The organism is Burkholderia sp. SIMBA_062 (genome assembly GCF_046534765.1).
Taxonomy (GTDB): Bacteria; Pseudomonadota; Gammaproteobacteria; order Burkholderiales; family Burkholderiaceae; genus Burkholderia; species Burkholderia ambifaria.
In genome coordinates this window covers 14,532-27,466 of sequence record NZ_JAWRYD010000050.1, presented here as the reverse complement: position 1 = coordinate 27,466, position 12,935 = coordinate 14,532, and the positions used below count along the sequence as shown (strand labels likewise).

The following is a 12,935-nucleotide window of genomic DNA, read 5'->3' as shown; positions in this document are numbered from 1 at the left end:
GAATCGCCGCACGGGCAGCACGCCTGTCGGCAAGCTCAAGGAGAACTCGATGATTGCAGTGAAGTTGCGACAGGTATTGCTGACGACGGCCGTATTCGGCGCATTGCTGGCGAACGCGCCGGCCCATGCCGATACGACCCGTCTGGTCGAATCCGCATCCGGGCGTGTACCGGCCGTCACGGTCGGCCCCCAATACGATACGACGCACGTATGTGTCGCGCCGGAAGATTTCGACCGCTTTACCGACAGCCTCGTCGCGACGTTCGGCGGCAAGAAGTCGAAGCAGGGCGTGTTCCAGGTCACGCCGACGCCGAGCCAGACGATGTCGCAGCTCGTGCTCACCCCGGTCGGCACGGTTTCGGTGTTCGGCTTCAAGACGCCGATCCCTTACCCGTTCTGCGAGGAGCGCACCGGCTATCTCGTCACCGACATGGACGTCGCGATGAAATCGGCGCGCGCGCACGGCGCGGACGTGATCGTCGACACGTTCCCGGACCCGATCGGCCGCGATGCGATCATCCGCTGGCCGGGCGGCGTGAACATGCAACTGTACTGGCATACCGAAGCGCCGCACTACGATGCGCTGCAGACGGTGCCGGAAAACCGCGTGTACGTGTCGCCGGAAAGCGCGAACAAGCTGGTGCACGATTTCGTCGCGTTCTCGCGCGGCAAGGTCGTGTCGGACGTGCGTCACGCGCCGGGCGTCGAGATCGGCCGGCCGAACGATACGTACCGCCGCATCCGCATCGAATCCGGCTTCGGCAAGATGACCGTGCTCGCGACGGATGGCCGTCTGCCTTACCCGTTCGGCCGCGAGATGACGGGTTACGAAGTGTCCGATCTCGCCGCCACGCTGAAGCAGGCGCAAGCGGCAGGCGTGACCGTGCTCGTGCCGACATTTACGTCGGACGGCCGTGACGCGGCGCTCGTGCAGTTCCCCGGCGGCTATGTCGCCGAGATCCACGCGCGGTCGAAGTAATGGGACATCGGTCGAGGCAACGTGCGTGGCGGGGCGTCCTGCCGACCGCCATGCTGGCGGCGGGCGTCGCGACGTACGCCGGTACGGCGGCCGGTGCCGACGCATCGTCGGCCGCGGCCGCGGCCCCGGCCGACGGCACGTCGTGCACCGCGAAGCGGCCCACGGTGCTGTTCAACCGCTGGCAGGAAGACTGGTCGGTGCTCGCGAATCCGTGCGTGCCGCGCAAGCCGCTCGACGCGTTGAAGTACATCCCGCTGGGCGGCGATCCGTCGACCTACCTGTCGCTCGGCGCGAACCTGCGCGAGCGCTTCGAGCTGAACAACGCGCCGCTGTTCGGGCTCGGCACCGCGCATGACGACAATTACGTGATTCAGCGTGCGAACGTGCACGCGGATCTGCGCTATGCCGGGCATTTCCAGGCATTCGTCCAGTTCGTCGATTCCCGGCCGTTCGGCAAGGATACGGTCGGGCCGGTCGATCGCGATCAGTTCGACATCGAACAGGCGTTCGTCGCGTATGTCGATCAGGTGGGCGGCGGCACCTTCAAGACCCGCATCGGCCGGCAGGAGATGGCATTCGACTTGCAACGGTTCGTGTCGGTGCGCGACGGGCCCAACGTGCGCCAGGCGTTCGACGCGCTGTGGGCCAATTACGAAATCGGCAAATGGCGGCTGATCGGCTATGTGACGCGCCCGGTGCAATACCGCAACGACGCGGTGTTCGACGACGTGTCGAACCGGCACCTGAGATTCGACGGCGTGCGCGTCGAGCGCAGCGGCACCGGTCCGGGCGACCTGTCCGCGTACTGGTCGCGCTATACCCGCGACAATGCGCGCTATCTCGCCGGGGCCGGCACCGAACGACGCGACGTGTTCGACATGCGCTACGCGGGCAAATCCGGGCAATTCGACTGGGACGCCGAGGCGATGGTCCAGACGGGGCACATCGGACCGGACACGATCGGTGCGTGGGCATTCGGCACGCTGGCCGGCTATACGTTCGCGAAAACGGCCGGCACGCCGCGCATCGGCATTCAGTTCGACGGCGCGTCGGGCGACAGGCATCCCGGCGACGGGCGCATGGGCACCTTCAACCCGCTGTTCCCGAACGGCTACTACTTCACGCTTGCCGGCTACACCGGCTACAGCAACCTGATCCACGTGAAGCCGTCGCTGACGTTCAAGCCGGCCAGCAACGTGACGGTTATGACTGCGGTCGGCTTCCAGTGGCGCGCGACGACGGCCGACGCGATCTACGGGCAAGGGATGTCGGCGGTGCCCGGCACGGCCGGCAAGGGCAGTGCGTGGACCGGCATGTATGCGCAGGCCCGCGTGGACTGGCTCGTCAATGCAAACGTGGCGCTTGCCGTCGAGGCCGTGCACTTCCAGATCGCCGATTCGATTCGTGCGCTGGGCGCGCGCAATGCCGACTATGTCGGCATGGAGGCGAAGTTCGGCTGGTAACACGGCATGCCGTGCGATTCAGCACGGCGTGCGAGCCTGCGCCTCGACAAAATCGATGAACGCGGTGACGCGCTTCGAGCCCCGCTGATTCGGCAGGTAGAGCGCGGTGACGATCGAGCGTGCCGCGTCGGGCACGACGTCGTACTGTTCGAAAAGCCTGCGCAGGCGGCCCGCCCGGACGTCGGCATCGACCAGCCAGTCGGGCAGCAGCGCGATGCCGCCGCCATCGAGCGCGGCGGCGCGCAACACTTCGCTGTGGTTCGATTTCAGCCGCCCGGTGACGAGCACCTTCGTCGCGCCGTGCGCATCGACAAACGACCACGCCTGCTGGTCGCCGCCGAAGTGAAAGCGCAGGCATCCATGATCGACCAGCTCACCCGGCATCGATGGCGTGCCGTGCGCATCGAGATAGTCGGGGCTCGCCACGACATACCGCCGGAACGTGCCGAGCTGACGCGCGACGACCTCCGCGGACGGCGCGGCTTCGCCGAGCCGGATCGCGACGTCGATCCGGCCGGTGACGAGATCGACGCGTTCGTCGGTGAGTTGCAGATCGAGATCGAGCCTGGGATAGCGCGCAAGGAATGCGCCGACCTGCGGTGCGATTCGGTGCATGCCATATGCGACCGGCACGGACACCCGCAGCGGTCCGGACGGCTCGTCGCCGCGATCGGCGACGAGTGCATCGGCTTCCGCGAGCGCCTCGAGCAACTGCTTCGCCCGTGCATAGTAGACGGCGCCGGCGTCGGACAACGTGACCTGTCGCGTGGTGCGGTTCAGCAGCACGGTGCCGAGCGATGCCTCGAGCGCGTCCACCGCACGCACCACCGACGAAGCGGCGAGATCGAGGCGGCGTCCCGCGCTGGAGAAGCCGCCGGCTTCCGCTACTTCAACGAACGCGCGCAGCGCGGAGAATTTGTCCATGTCGTCGTCGGGGTGCGTGTCGCTGTCGCGACGATGCGTTGCATGCCGTTCGCATTCTATCGCCGGCCGGCGGCCGTGGAACGCACCGTGTCCCGCGTTCAGAACGATTCATGCGTCGCCCGGGATGATTCACGGTCCTGACGGTTAAGCTCGGTGTCACGGCATGACGTGGATACGCAAACCGGGGATCGCACATGAAGAAGAACCTGAACTGGATTACACGCGCGGCGCGCGCGGGCCGCATGCTGCTCGTCGTGGGGTGCCTCGGCATCGTCGCGTCGGCGGCATTCGCGGACGAGCCGGGCGGCGGGCGCCAGGCGCCTGGATTCTATCGGCAGCAGCTCGGCAGCGTACAGATCGTCGCGCTGTCGGACGGTACGCATCCGTTTCCGATCGATACGGTGTTTCGCGACGTGTCGAAGGAGACCATCCGGCGCGATCTCGATCGCGCGTTTCTCGAGCCGCCGGTTCAAGGGTCGATCAACGCGTTCCTGATCGACACCGGGTCGAAGCGGATCCTCGTCGACACGGGCGCCGGCGTACTCTATGGCGACTGCTGCGGCAAGCTGCTCGCCAACCTGCGCGCGGCCGGCTACGAGGCCGGGCAGATCGACGAAGTGCTGCTCACGCATCTGCACAAGGATCATGTCGGCGGCCTGGTGTCGAACGGCAGGATGACCTTTCCGAATGCGACCGTCCGCGTGAACGAGATCGACGCGAAATACTGGCTCGATCCGGACGGCAAGGCGCAGGCACCGGCGTTCCTCGCGTCGTTTTTCGATGCGGCGGCCGCATCGGTCGCGCCTTACGTCGCGGCCGGGCGCTTCAGCACGTTTCGCGGCGAAGCGACGCTCGCGCCGGGCATTCGCGCGGTGCCGATGCCGGGCCATACGCCGGGCCATACGGCCTATCTGATCGAGAGCGGCAACGCCGGGCTGCTCGCGTGGGGTGACATCGTCCACGTCGCGGCGATCCAGTTGCGGGACCCCGCCGCCACCGTCCAGTACGACACCGATGCCGATGCGGCTCGCCGCACGCGGCGCGACACGCTCGCGCGCGTGGCGGGCAGGCGTTATCTGGTCGGTGCCGCGCACATCGCGTTTCCGGGGCTCGGGCATTTGCGAAAAGACGGCGAGCGGTACGACTGGGTGCCGGTCAACTACGACGCGACGCCGCTGCAATAGCGCCTGTTCACGTCAATAACGCAGACTCCGCCGTGGGAAAAATCGTTCGTCGCGCCGGGCATTGCCGTTGGCCGTTGGCCGGCGCCCGGCGCCCGGCCGTGACCGGCGGGACCGGCGGGACCGGCCCCTCGGCGCTGGCGGCTCAGCGCGCCATGCCGCGCCGCCATGCGCCGGGCGGATGGCCGACGATGCGGGCGAACAGGCGGTTCAGGTGGCTCTGGTCCGAGAAGCCGCAGGCGGCCGCGATTTCCGCGAGCGTCATGTCGGTCGTCTCGATCAGTTGGCGCGCGCGGACCACGCGCTGTTCGAGCAGCCATTGATGCGGCGTGCGTCCGGTCGCGCGCGAGAACGCGCGGATGAAATAGCCGCGCGACAGATCGCATTCGTTGGCGACTTCCTCGATCGACACGCCGAGGTCCGCCTTCTCCATCAACAGCTCCTTGGCGAGCGCGACCTTGACCGGCGACAGCGTGCCCTTGCGCTCCAGGTCGCGCGCGCGCGCATTGCCGTAACGGCAGGCCAGATGCGTGCCGATCGCGAGCCCCATCTGCTCGACGAACAACGCGTTGAGCGCGCCGGCCCCGTCGAGGCTGTCGGCGACGGCTTGCGCGAGGTGGCCCAGCACCGCGTCCTGCACGTCGGGCGCGCAACTCAGGCCGCCGATTTCCAGACCGTCGTGCTCGCGGCCGAGGTCGCCGAGATAGCGATGCGACAGCTCGACGAGGACGAAATCGAACTTGCCGTAGAGGTCGGCGCGGAAATTCCGCGAAAAATCGCGAATGTAGATGGAGTTGTGCTGAAACCGCCGCTCGGATTTGCCGGACCCGCGGTAGATCGTGCGCCGGTGGCCGGCGTTCAGCGATACGCCGATCAGGAAGCCGCGATCGCTGGCGGCCATCTCGATGCGCTCGAACTGTTCGTCGCGCATGCATTTGCGGTGGAGCGTCAGGCCGCCCGCGGACCTTTCAATATCCTTGGACAGCAGGTTCGCGATGCATCCGAGCGTGTCTTTCGGTGGTGCCGCGGGTGGCGCGACGAGGGGATCTGGCATGGCGGAGAATCCTTCGGAGTCGGACGGCGGGCGAGCATCGTTGCGTCCAGTACATACAGCGGGCCCGATAGGGCGAGGATAACTTGAACAAATGTCCGTTGGTTGACGAAATGCTTGCCCCGGACCGTTTCGCGCGGTGCGGGGGCCAGACCCGCACGCGAACCCGCTGGGGCGGATGATATCGCCCGATTTGCATTCGCGCCACGCCGGTCGAGCGGCGGCCGCCGCCGGCGCGGCGCGTCAGCGCATTTTCCTTCAAGATTTTTATGAATGCCGCGTATACACTCGCCCCACATTTTCGAGACTTTGAACCCGCCCTGAACGGCAGGCCGGGTGCGGACTCCCGCCCCCGTGACCTGCTCCGTTCACATGGCGGTCATCGTGGGGAACCTGGAGGCGGCCATGATCCAGATCGGGGCTTTATCGGTGGATTTCGCGCAGCGGGACATTCGCCGTCACGGCGCGTCGCTGCGTATTGGCGCGCGCGCGCTCGACATACTTGAAGTACTGCATCGCGCCAACGGTTCCGTCGTGTCGAAGGACGACATCATGGATGCCGTCTGGCCCGGCCTGATCGTCGAGGAGAACCGGCTGCAGGTTCATGTCGCGGCGTTGCGCAAGGCGCTCGGCGCGAGCCGCGACCTCATCAAGACCGTCCCGGGCCGCGGGTACCTGCTGGTCGCGAATCTGCCGCTCTTGCACGCGGCGGCGCCGCACCCGGCTGCCGCGGCGCCGGACGCCGAAGCGGCCCGTCAGGCCCCGCTCGTCGGACGCCGGGCCGAGCTCGAGCAGATCGTCGACATGATCGACCGTGTGCCGGTCGTCACGCTCGTCGGCGCGGGCGGCATCGGCAAGACGAGTCTGGCCGACCGGGTCGCGCACGCGTGGCGCGGCCGTGCCGGCGAGCGCGTGCTGTTCGTCGAACTGGCGCGAGCCACGACGCGCGACGACGTGCTGCTCGCGATTGCCGCGGAACTGGGGCTCGATACGAATGGCGTGCCGGCCGTGGACCGGATCGGCGACGCATTCGCCGTCTCGCGCAGCCTGCTCGTGCTCGACAACGCGGAGCACGTCGTCGATCTGGTTGCCGATCTCGTCGAGTCGCTGGCGGCGCGCGTCGTGCCGCTGCGGGTGCTCGTGACGAGTCGCGAACCGCTTCATATCTCGGTCGAAACCGTGTTTCGCGTGAGTCCGCTGGCGGTGCCCGACGGCGCTGCAACGGTCGACGAGATCGCGCGTCATTCGGCGGTCGAGCTGTTTCTGGCGCGGGTTCGCGCGGCCACGCCCGATTGCGTGATCGACGCGGCCGGTGTCAGGCTGATCGGCGATATCTGCCGGCGGCTCGACGGGCTTCCGCTCGCCATCGAACTGGCTGCCGCGCGCGTCGCGACGCTCGGGCTGGAGGTCGTCGCGTCGCGACTCGACGACCGGCTGAACCTGCTGACGGGCGGCCTGCGCTCCGCGTTGCCGCGCCATCAGACGCTGCGCGCGACGTTCGACTGGAGCTACGTGCTGCTGGATGCGCCCGCGCGTGCGCTGTTTCGGCGGATGGCATGCTTCGTCGGCCCGTTCATGTTCGATGCGGCCCGCGAAGTCGCGATGGATCCCGGCATGTCGCCCGCCGAAATGATCGCGGTGCTCGGCGAGCTGATCGCGAAGTCGCTGGTGACCGTCGAATTCAACGGCGCGCAGGCGCGCTACCGATTGACCGAATCGACCCGCGCGTATGCGCTCGAGAAGCTGCACAACGAGGGCGAGTTCGAACGCATCGCCGAGCGTCATGCGCGCCATGAACACGCGCAGGCGCTAGCCCGGATGCCGGTTCACGCGCCAGCCGCGCGCGAACCCGTGGCGGCCGAGCCGCCCGCCGCGGAAGCCGACGCGCTGGCGCTCGCATTGCGGGAGCCGGCGCGCATGCGCGACAGTTCGATCCCGGCGAGGCGCGCGCTCGATGCGATCGAGGCCGGCGCGCTCGGCGCCGTCGACGCGTCGAGCGAGATGCGGCTGCGCGCGGCCTATGCGTCGGCGCTGCTGTATACGGACGGCGATACGCACACGGCCGCCGCGATGTGGGAGCGCACGCTCGGCCTTGCCGGGCGGGTCGGCGACGAGGCATTCGACGCCAGCGCGATGGTCGGGCTCTGGAACGCGATGCTGTCGCGTGGCGACATTCACGAATCGCTGCGCTATGCGATGCGCTTCGAGCGGGCCGCCGAGCGGCGCGGCGACCGGCCGCAACGGCTGCTGGCGAACGCGATGGTCGCGACGTCGCTGCATTACTTCGGCGAGCATGCGCAGGCGCGCGAGCGGCTGGAGGCGGCCACGGCCGAGCTGGCCGTGGCCGGCGAACCGCCTTGCGCGGCAGCGGCGCTCGGCATCGACGTCGCGACGCTTGGCCACACGGTGCTGGCGCGGCTCGTCTGGATGCAGGGCGATCCGGACGATGCGATGCGGCTCGCCGCGCGGGCGGTCGAATCCGCGCGCCGCGGCGGGTCGGCGCTGGCGTTGTGCGTCGTGCTCGGCGCGGCGGCCGTGCCGATCGCGTTGCGCCATGGCGATCACGACATCATCTCCGACTATCTCGCGACGCTGCGATCGGCCGCCGAGGCGAACGGGTTCGATATCTGGCTCAGCCATGCGGAATGTCTCGCGGGACAGTTCGACATGCAGGCCGGCCATCCCGGCGCCGGGCTGGCGCGGCTCGAACCCGCGCTGCGTCGCATCGAGGCGAGCGGCTTCCGGCGCCTGCTCGCGCCGCTGGTGGTCGCGTATGCGGAAGGGCTCACACGCACCGGCCGCGCGGACGAGGCACGCGCGAAGCTCGACGCGACGCTCGCGTCCTGCCGCGCGCAAGGCGAGCATCTGTTCGTGCCCGAGCTGCTGCGCGCCAGAGGTCTGGCGATGCTCGAACAGGCCCGCACCGCCGACGCGGAGCGCGCGATCGCGTGCGAAGCGGACGGGCACCGACATCTGCTGATGGCGATCCATGCCGCGAACGGGCAAGGCGCGGCGATGTGGGCGCTGCGCGGCACGCTCGATCTCGCCGATCATCTGATCGAGCGCGGGCGTATCGGGCAGGCATCGTCGCTGGTGGCGAACCTGTCGGGGCATTTCGACCCGCAATCGCGCGCGGTCGACGTGCGGCGCCTCGCGCGGGTGCAGAGCTTCATCCGCTCGGAGACGGCGCGGCCGACCGGTCATGCGCACATTCGCCACGAGACCCGGGATGCGATGCAATCGGCGGCGTGATGGCGCGCGCGGCCCGCTCAGGACGCACCCGCGCAACGCGGCCGGCCGTCCGATCGATCAACATTCAACGGAGGGTGGATGGTGCTTGTAACGTCAAACCGCCGGCATGCCGCGTGCGGTCGGTTGCCAGCCTGCGGCGCAAGCGGGGAGGCTGACGGTGCTTAAGGCGACGGAATCCGCGGAATCGGCGGACCTCATCGTATTCAACGGCAAGATCGCGACGCAGGACGACAGGCAGTCGTTCGTGACCGCGCTCGCGGTGAAGGACGGCCGGATTCTCGCGGCCGGCGGCGCACCCGAGGTCATGCGCCATGCGCGTGGCGACACGCTTCACATCGACCTGAACGGCCGCACCGTGATCCCGGGGCTGAACGACTCGCACCTGCACGTGATCCGCGGCGGCCTGAATTTCAACCTGGAACTGCGCTGGGACGGCGTCTCGACGCTGGCCGAGGCGCTGCGCATGCTGCGTCGCCAGGTGCTGCGCACGCCCGCGCCGCAGTGGGTGCGCGTGGTCGGCGGCTGGACCGAATTCCAGTTCGCCGAAAAGCGCGGGCCGACGGTGGCCGAGCTCAACGCGATCGCACCCGACACGCCGGTTTTCGTGATGCACCTGGGCGACAGCGCGCTCCTGAACGCGGCCGCGCTGCGCGCGATCGGCTATGGCCGCGACACGTGCGATCCGCCCGGCGGCGAGATCCAGCGCGATCGCGCCGGCAGGCCGACCGGCATGCTGCTCGCGCGCCCGGACGTGGCCGTCCTGCATGCGGCGCTGGAGAAGGGCCCCAGGCTCGGCTTCGAAGACCAGATGAATTCGATGCGGCACTTCATGCGCGAGCTGAACCGCCTCGGCGTGACCAGCGCGATCGACGCCGGCGGCGATTTTCAGGCCTATCCGGACGATTACGCCGCGCTCATGGCGCTCGCGAAGCGCGGCGAAATGACGGTGCGCATCGCCTACAGCCTGTTCGTGCAGCATGCGGGGCGCGAGATCGACGACTGCGCGCGCTGGATGACGCTGGCGAAGCCGGGCGACGGCGACGCGTTCCTGCGGCTGAACGGCGTCGGCGAACTGCTGGTGTATTCCGCGGCCGATTTCGGCAATTTCCTCGAACCGCGCCCGGACCTGCCCGACGAACTCGAGGCGGAACTGACCGCGGTCGTCCGGCTGCTGGTCAGCCGGCGCTGGCCGTTCAGGCTGCACGCGACGTACGACGAGTCGATCGGCCGCTTCCTGAACGTGCTCGAAGCCGTGAATCGCGACGTCCCGTTCGACGGCCTGCGCTGGTTCTTCGATCATTGCGAGACCATTTCGGATGCGAACATCGCGCGCATCGCGGCGCTCGGCGGTGGCGTGACGGTGCAGCACCGGATGGCGTTTCAGGGCGAGTACTTCATTGCGCGCTACGGCGCGCAAGCCGCCACGCGCACGCCGCCGATCCGCGCGATGCTGGCGGCCGGGCTGCCGGTCGGCGCGGGCTCCGATGCGACGCGCATCGCGAGCTACAACCCGTTCGTGTCGCTGTACTGGATGGTGTCCGGGCGCACGGTCGGCGGCACCGTGCTCTATCCGGAGCGCAATCGGCTCAGCCGGATGGAGGCGCTGCGCCGCTATACGGTCGGCAGCGCGTGGTTCTCGAACGAAGACGATCGCAAGGGCGCGCTGTTACCCGGCCGGTACGCGGATTTCGCGGTGCTGACGGACGACTACTTCACGATCGACGAGTCGCGCATCAAGCACCTGTCGTCGGTCTTGACGATCGTAGACGGCAAGGTCGTGCACGCGGACGACGAATTCGCACCGCTGGCGCCGCCGCCGCTCCCAGTCAGCCCCGCGTGGTCACCCGTGGCCGAGTTCGGCGGCATGGGCCGGTGGCGTCCGGTCGCGTCGGCGCAGCCGCGAGCCGCGGCCGACGGCGGCCGCGATAGCGGTTTCGCGCACGAATTCGGACGTCGTTTCGCGCGGCGCCTGGATGCGGCCGCGACGGAGCTCGCCGAGCCGTGCGACGCGTACGGTTGCCTCGGCGCCGCGTTTTAGGCGACGGGTGTCGGCGCGCGCGGCGCGAAGAACAAGCAATTTTTCGGCCCCGGCACGGGGCAGAAGGAGACGACATGAATTCTGCGCACACGTGCGCATCGGCGAATGACGAAGTCGCCGGCGTTCGCATTCCGCGCACGCCGATCGCGATCGAGGCCGCCGAAGCCGCGCGCGCGTCGCTGCCGCGCGTGATCACCGACCACGCTTGCCGGGTATTCGTCCTCGCATCGCTCGCCGCGCGCCGCGCCGGCGACACGTGCGATGCCGATGTGCTCTACGTGGCCGCCATGTACGCGAACATGGGCCTGAGTGCCGCGTATTGCCGCTCGAGCGCGCGCTACGAGCTCGACAGCGCCGATGCCGCGCACGCGTTCCTGTCGCGGCACCGCACGCCGCAGCCGATCTGCGACGACGTATGGCGCGCCATCGCGCTGCATACGACGCCCGGCGTGGGCGCGCGCGTGTCGTCGCTGGCGCGCGCGCTGTCGAGCGCGGTATCGACGGACCTGATGGCCACCGACGCCGACGCGCATTCGGCCGACGAGCGCCGCGCGCTGCTCGCCGCTTATCCGCGCGGCGACGGGTTCGGCGACGCGTTCCTCGACGCGCTCGCCCGCGGGGTCGCGCACCGGCCGGCATCGACGTTCGGCACCTGGAGCGCCGACGTGCTCGAGCGGGCCGATCCGGATTTTCACCGGCCGAATTTCTGCGGGCGCGTGCTGGGTGCGCATTGGAAGGACGCCTGAAGAAACCGTTGCGAAGCGACAGCCGGCGGCGGGCGTCCGCCGCCGGTCATGGCGGCGGGGCGTCGCCGTGCCACGGGGCTCAGGCGGTCGGCGCCGCTGCGTCGTGCCGCGCATAGTCGACGTATCCCGCGCGCTCGCCGCCGTACCAGCCGATCGACTTCGGCACGGCGAGCGGCGCTTGCGTGGCGATGCGTTCGACGAGATCCGGGTTCGCGATGTACGCGCGCGCGAACGCGACGAGATCGGCGTCGCCCGCATCGATCAGCGCATTCGCGGCGTCCGGCGTGATGCCGCCGTTGACGATCAGCGTGCCGCTGAAGGTCTTGCGCGTGTGCTCGATGATGCGCGGCAGGTCGGGCTCGCCGCTCCAGCCGTTGGTATCGGCCGCGTGCAGGTAGGCGACGCCCGCTTCGTCGAGCATGCGGCCGACGTACGCGTACGTTGCATCCGGATCTGCGTCCCGCACGTTGTTGTAATTCGCGTACGGCGAGATGCGCACGCCCACGCGGCTGAGCGGCATCACGTCGCCGACCGCGTCGACGATCTCCTCGAGAAAGCGCGCGCGGTTCGCGACCGAGCCGCCGTAGCGGTCGTCGCGGCGGTTCAGCGTCGATGACAGGAACTGGTGCGGCAGGTAGCCGTTGGCCGCGTGAATCTCGACGCCGTCGAAGCCGGCCGCCATCGCGCGGGCGGCCGCGCGGCCGAAGTCATCGACCGTTGCGGCGACTTCGTCCGTCGTCATCGCGCGCGACGGCGTCGCGTGAATCTTCGTGTAATAGCCGTTCTGCAACCGGGCCCACACCTGCAACTGCTCGAGATCGTCGTTGACGCCGGACGGCGACAGCGGCGCGTCGCCGCCGAGCAGCGTCAGCGAGCTGACGCGGCCGCCGTGCCACAGCTGCGCGAAGATGCGGCCGCCATTCGCATGGACCGCGTCGGTGACCTGCTTCCAGCCGGCCGCCTGCTCGTCGGTGACGAGCCCGGGCGTCAGTTCGAACGCCGCGGACGTGTGGCTGACGTTGGTCGCCTCGGTGACGATCAGGCCGGCGGACGCGCGCTGCGCGTAATACTCGGCCATGAGTGCGGTCGGCTGGCCGCGCGATGGTGCGCGCGAGCGCGTCATCGGCCCCATCACGACTCGGTTGGGCAGCGGCAGGCCGCGCAGATCGTAGGTGCTGAGCAGGGAAGACATGGTGGATTCCTTGTGCGTTGAGCAGGGGGCGCCGCGCGCCGTCGCAAGCGGCGAAACAGCGGCCCCGGTGGAAAGTCGGAATGACATGCCGGCGGCGTTCCGGCGCGCG

The 12,935-nt window shown here is 68.9% G+C and carries 9 protein-coding genes; 6 read left to right on the top strand and 3 right to left on the bottom strand.

The window, feature by feature from the left end:
• The first annotated feature begins 49 nt into the window (after nucleotides 1-49).
• Together SB786_RS33235 and SB786_RS33230 are read left to right on the top strand one after the other, a co-directional pair.
• Nucleotides 50-979, top strand: a complete 930-nt coding sequence (locus SB786_RS33235; protein ID WP_410731159.1) for a glyoxalase — start codon at nucleotides 50-52, stop codon at nucleotides 977-979.
• Nucleotides 979-2,442, top strand: a complete 1,464-nt coding sequence (locus SB786_RS33230; protein ID WP_410731158.1) for an alginate export family protein — start codon at nucleotides 979-981, stop codon at nucleotides 2,440-2,442. The genes SB786_RS33235 and SB786_RS33230 overlap by 1 nt, the downstream gene beginning before the upstream one ends.
• A gap of 18 nt (nucleotides 2,443-2,460) precedes the next feature.
• Here the strand turns inward: SB786_RS33230 and SB786_RS33225 are convergent, their stop codons facing one another.
• Nucleotides 2,461-3,366 carry a LysR substrate-binding domain-containing protein gene (locus SB786_RS33225; protein WP_410731157.1) on the bottom strand — a complete coding sequence of 302 codons (906 nt, stop codon included), beginning with the start codon at nucleotides 3,364-3,366 and terminating at the stop codon, nucleotides 2,461-2,463.
• A 242-nt stretch (nucleotides 3,367-3,608) separates the two neighbouring features.
• Between SB786_RS33225 and SB786_RS33220 the strand changes: the two genes are divergently transcribed.
• Entirely contained in the window at nucleotides 3,609-4,550 is a 942-nt protein-coding gene (locus SB786_RS33220) for an MBL fold metallo-hydrolase (protein ID WP_410731168.1), read from the top strand.
• Between the two features lie 142 nt (nucleotides 4,551-4,692).
• Here the strand turns inward: SB786_RS33220 and SB786_RS33215 are convergent, their stop codons facing one another.
• Nucleotides 4,693-5,601 carry a helix-turn-helix domain-containing protein gene (locus SB786_RS33215; protein WP_410731156.1) on the bottom strand — a complete coding sequence of 303 codons (909 nt, stop codon included), beginning with the start codon at nucleotides 5,599-5,601 and terminating at the stop codon, nucleotides 4,693-4,695.
• A gap of 402 nt (nucleotides 5,602-6,003) precedes the next feature.
• Here SB786_RS33215 and SB786_RS33210 point away from each other — a divergent pair, with 402 nt between their 5' ends.
• From SB786_RS33210 to SB786_RS33200, 3 genes are all read left to right on the top strand, one after another.
• Nucleotides 6,004-8,850, top strand: coding sequence for an ATP-binding protein (locus SB786_RS33210; RefSeq protein ID WP_410731154.1), 2,847 nt, complete (start codon nucleotides 6,004-6,006; stop codon nucleotides 8,848-8,850).
• A gap of 157 nt (nucleotides 8,851-9,007) precedes the next feature.
• Nucleotides 9,008-10,888, top strand: a complete 1,881-nt coding sequence (locus tag SB786_RS33205) for an amidohydrolase (RefSeq protein WP_410731153.1) — start codon at nucleotides 9,008-9,010, stop codon at nucleotides 10,886-10,888.
• Nucleotides 10,889-10,962: 74 nt separating this feature from the next.
• On the top strand, nucleotides 10,963-11,634 hold the full coding sequence (locus SB786_RS33200; protein ID WP_410731152.1) for a phosphohydrolase: 672 nt from the start codon (nucleotides 10,963-10,965) through the stop codon (nucleotides 11,632-11,634).
• Nucleotides 11,635-11,713: 79 nt separating this feature from the next.
• Here SB786_RS33200 and SB786_RS33195 read toward each other — a convergent pair whose 3' ends face one another.
• On the bottom strand, nucleotides 11,714-12,826 hold the full coding sequence (locus SB786_RS33195; protein WP_410731151.1) for an alkene reductase: 1,113 nt from the start codon (nucleotides 12,824-12,826) through the stop codon (nucleotides 11,714-11,716).
• Between the last annotated feature and the right edge of the window lie 109 nt (nucleotides 12,827-12,935).

Excerpts from the sequence above, each read along its gene's own strand:
- SB786_RS33235 (WP_410731159.1), top strand. The coding sequence starts at position 50 with ATGATTGCAGTGAAGTTGCGACAGGTATTGCTGACGACGGCCGTATTC.
- SB786_RS33230 (WP_410731158.1), top strand. The coding sequence starts at position 979 with ATGGGACATCGGTCGAGGCAACGTGCGTGGCGGGGCGTCCTGCCGACC.
- SB786_RS33225 (WP_410731157.1), bottom strand. The coding sequence starts at position 3,366 with ATGGACAAATTCTCCGCGCTGCGCGCGTTCGTTGAAGTAGCGGAAGCC.
- SB786_RS33220 (WP_410731168.1), top strand. The coding sequence starts at position 3,609 with ATGCTGCTCGTCGTGGGGTGCCTCGGCATCGTCGCGTCGGCGGCATTC.
- SB786_RS33215 (WP_410731156.1), bottom strand. The coding sequence starts at position 5,601 with ATGCCAGATCCCCTCGTCGCGCCACCCGCGGCACCACCGAAAGACACG.
- SB786_RS33210 (WP_410731154.1), top strand. The coding sequence starts at position 6,004 with ATGATCCAGATCGGGGCTTTATCGGTGGATTTCGCGCAGCGGGACATT.
- SB786_RS33200 (WP_410731152.1), top strand. The coding sequence starts at position 10,963 with ATGAATTCTGCGCACACGTGCGCATCGGCGAATGACGAAGTCGCCGGC.
- SB786_RS33195 (WP_410731151.1), bottom strand. The coding sequence starts at position 12,826 with ATGTCTTCCCTGCTCAGCACCTACGATCTGCGCGGCCTGCCGCTGCCC.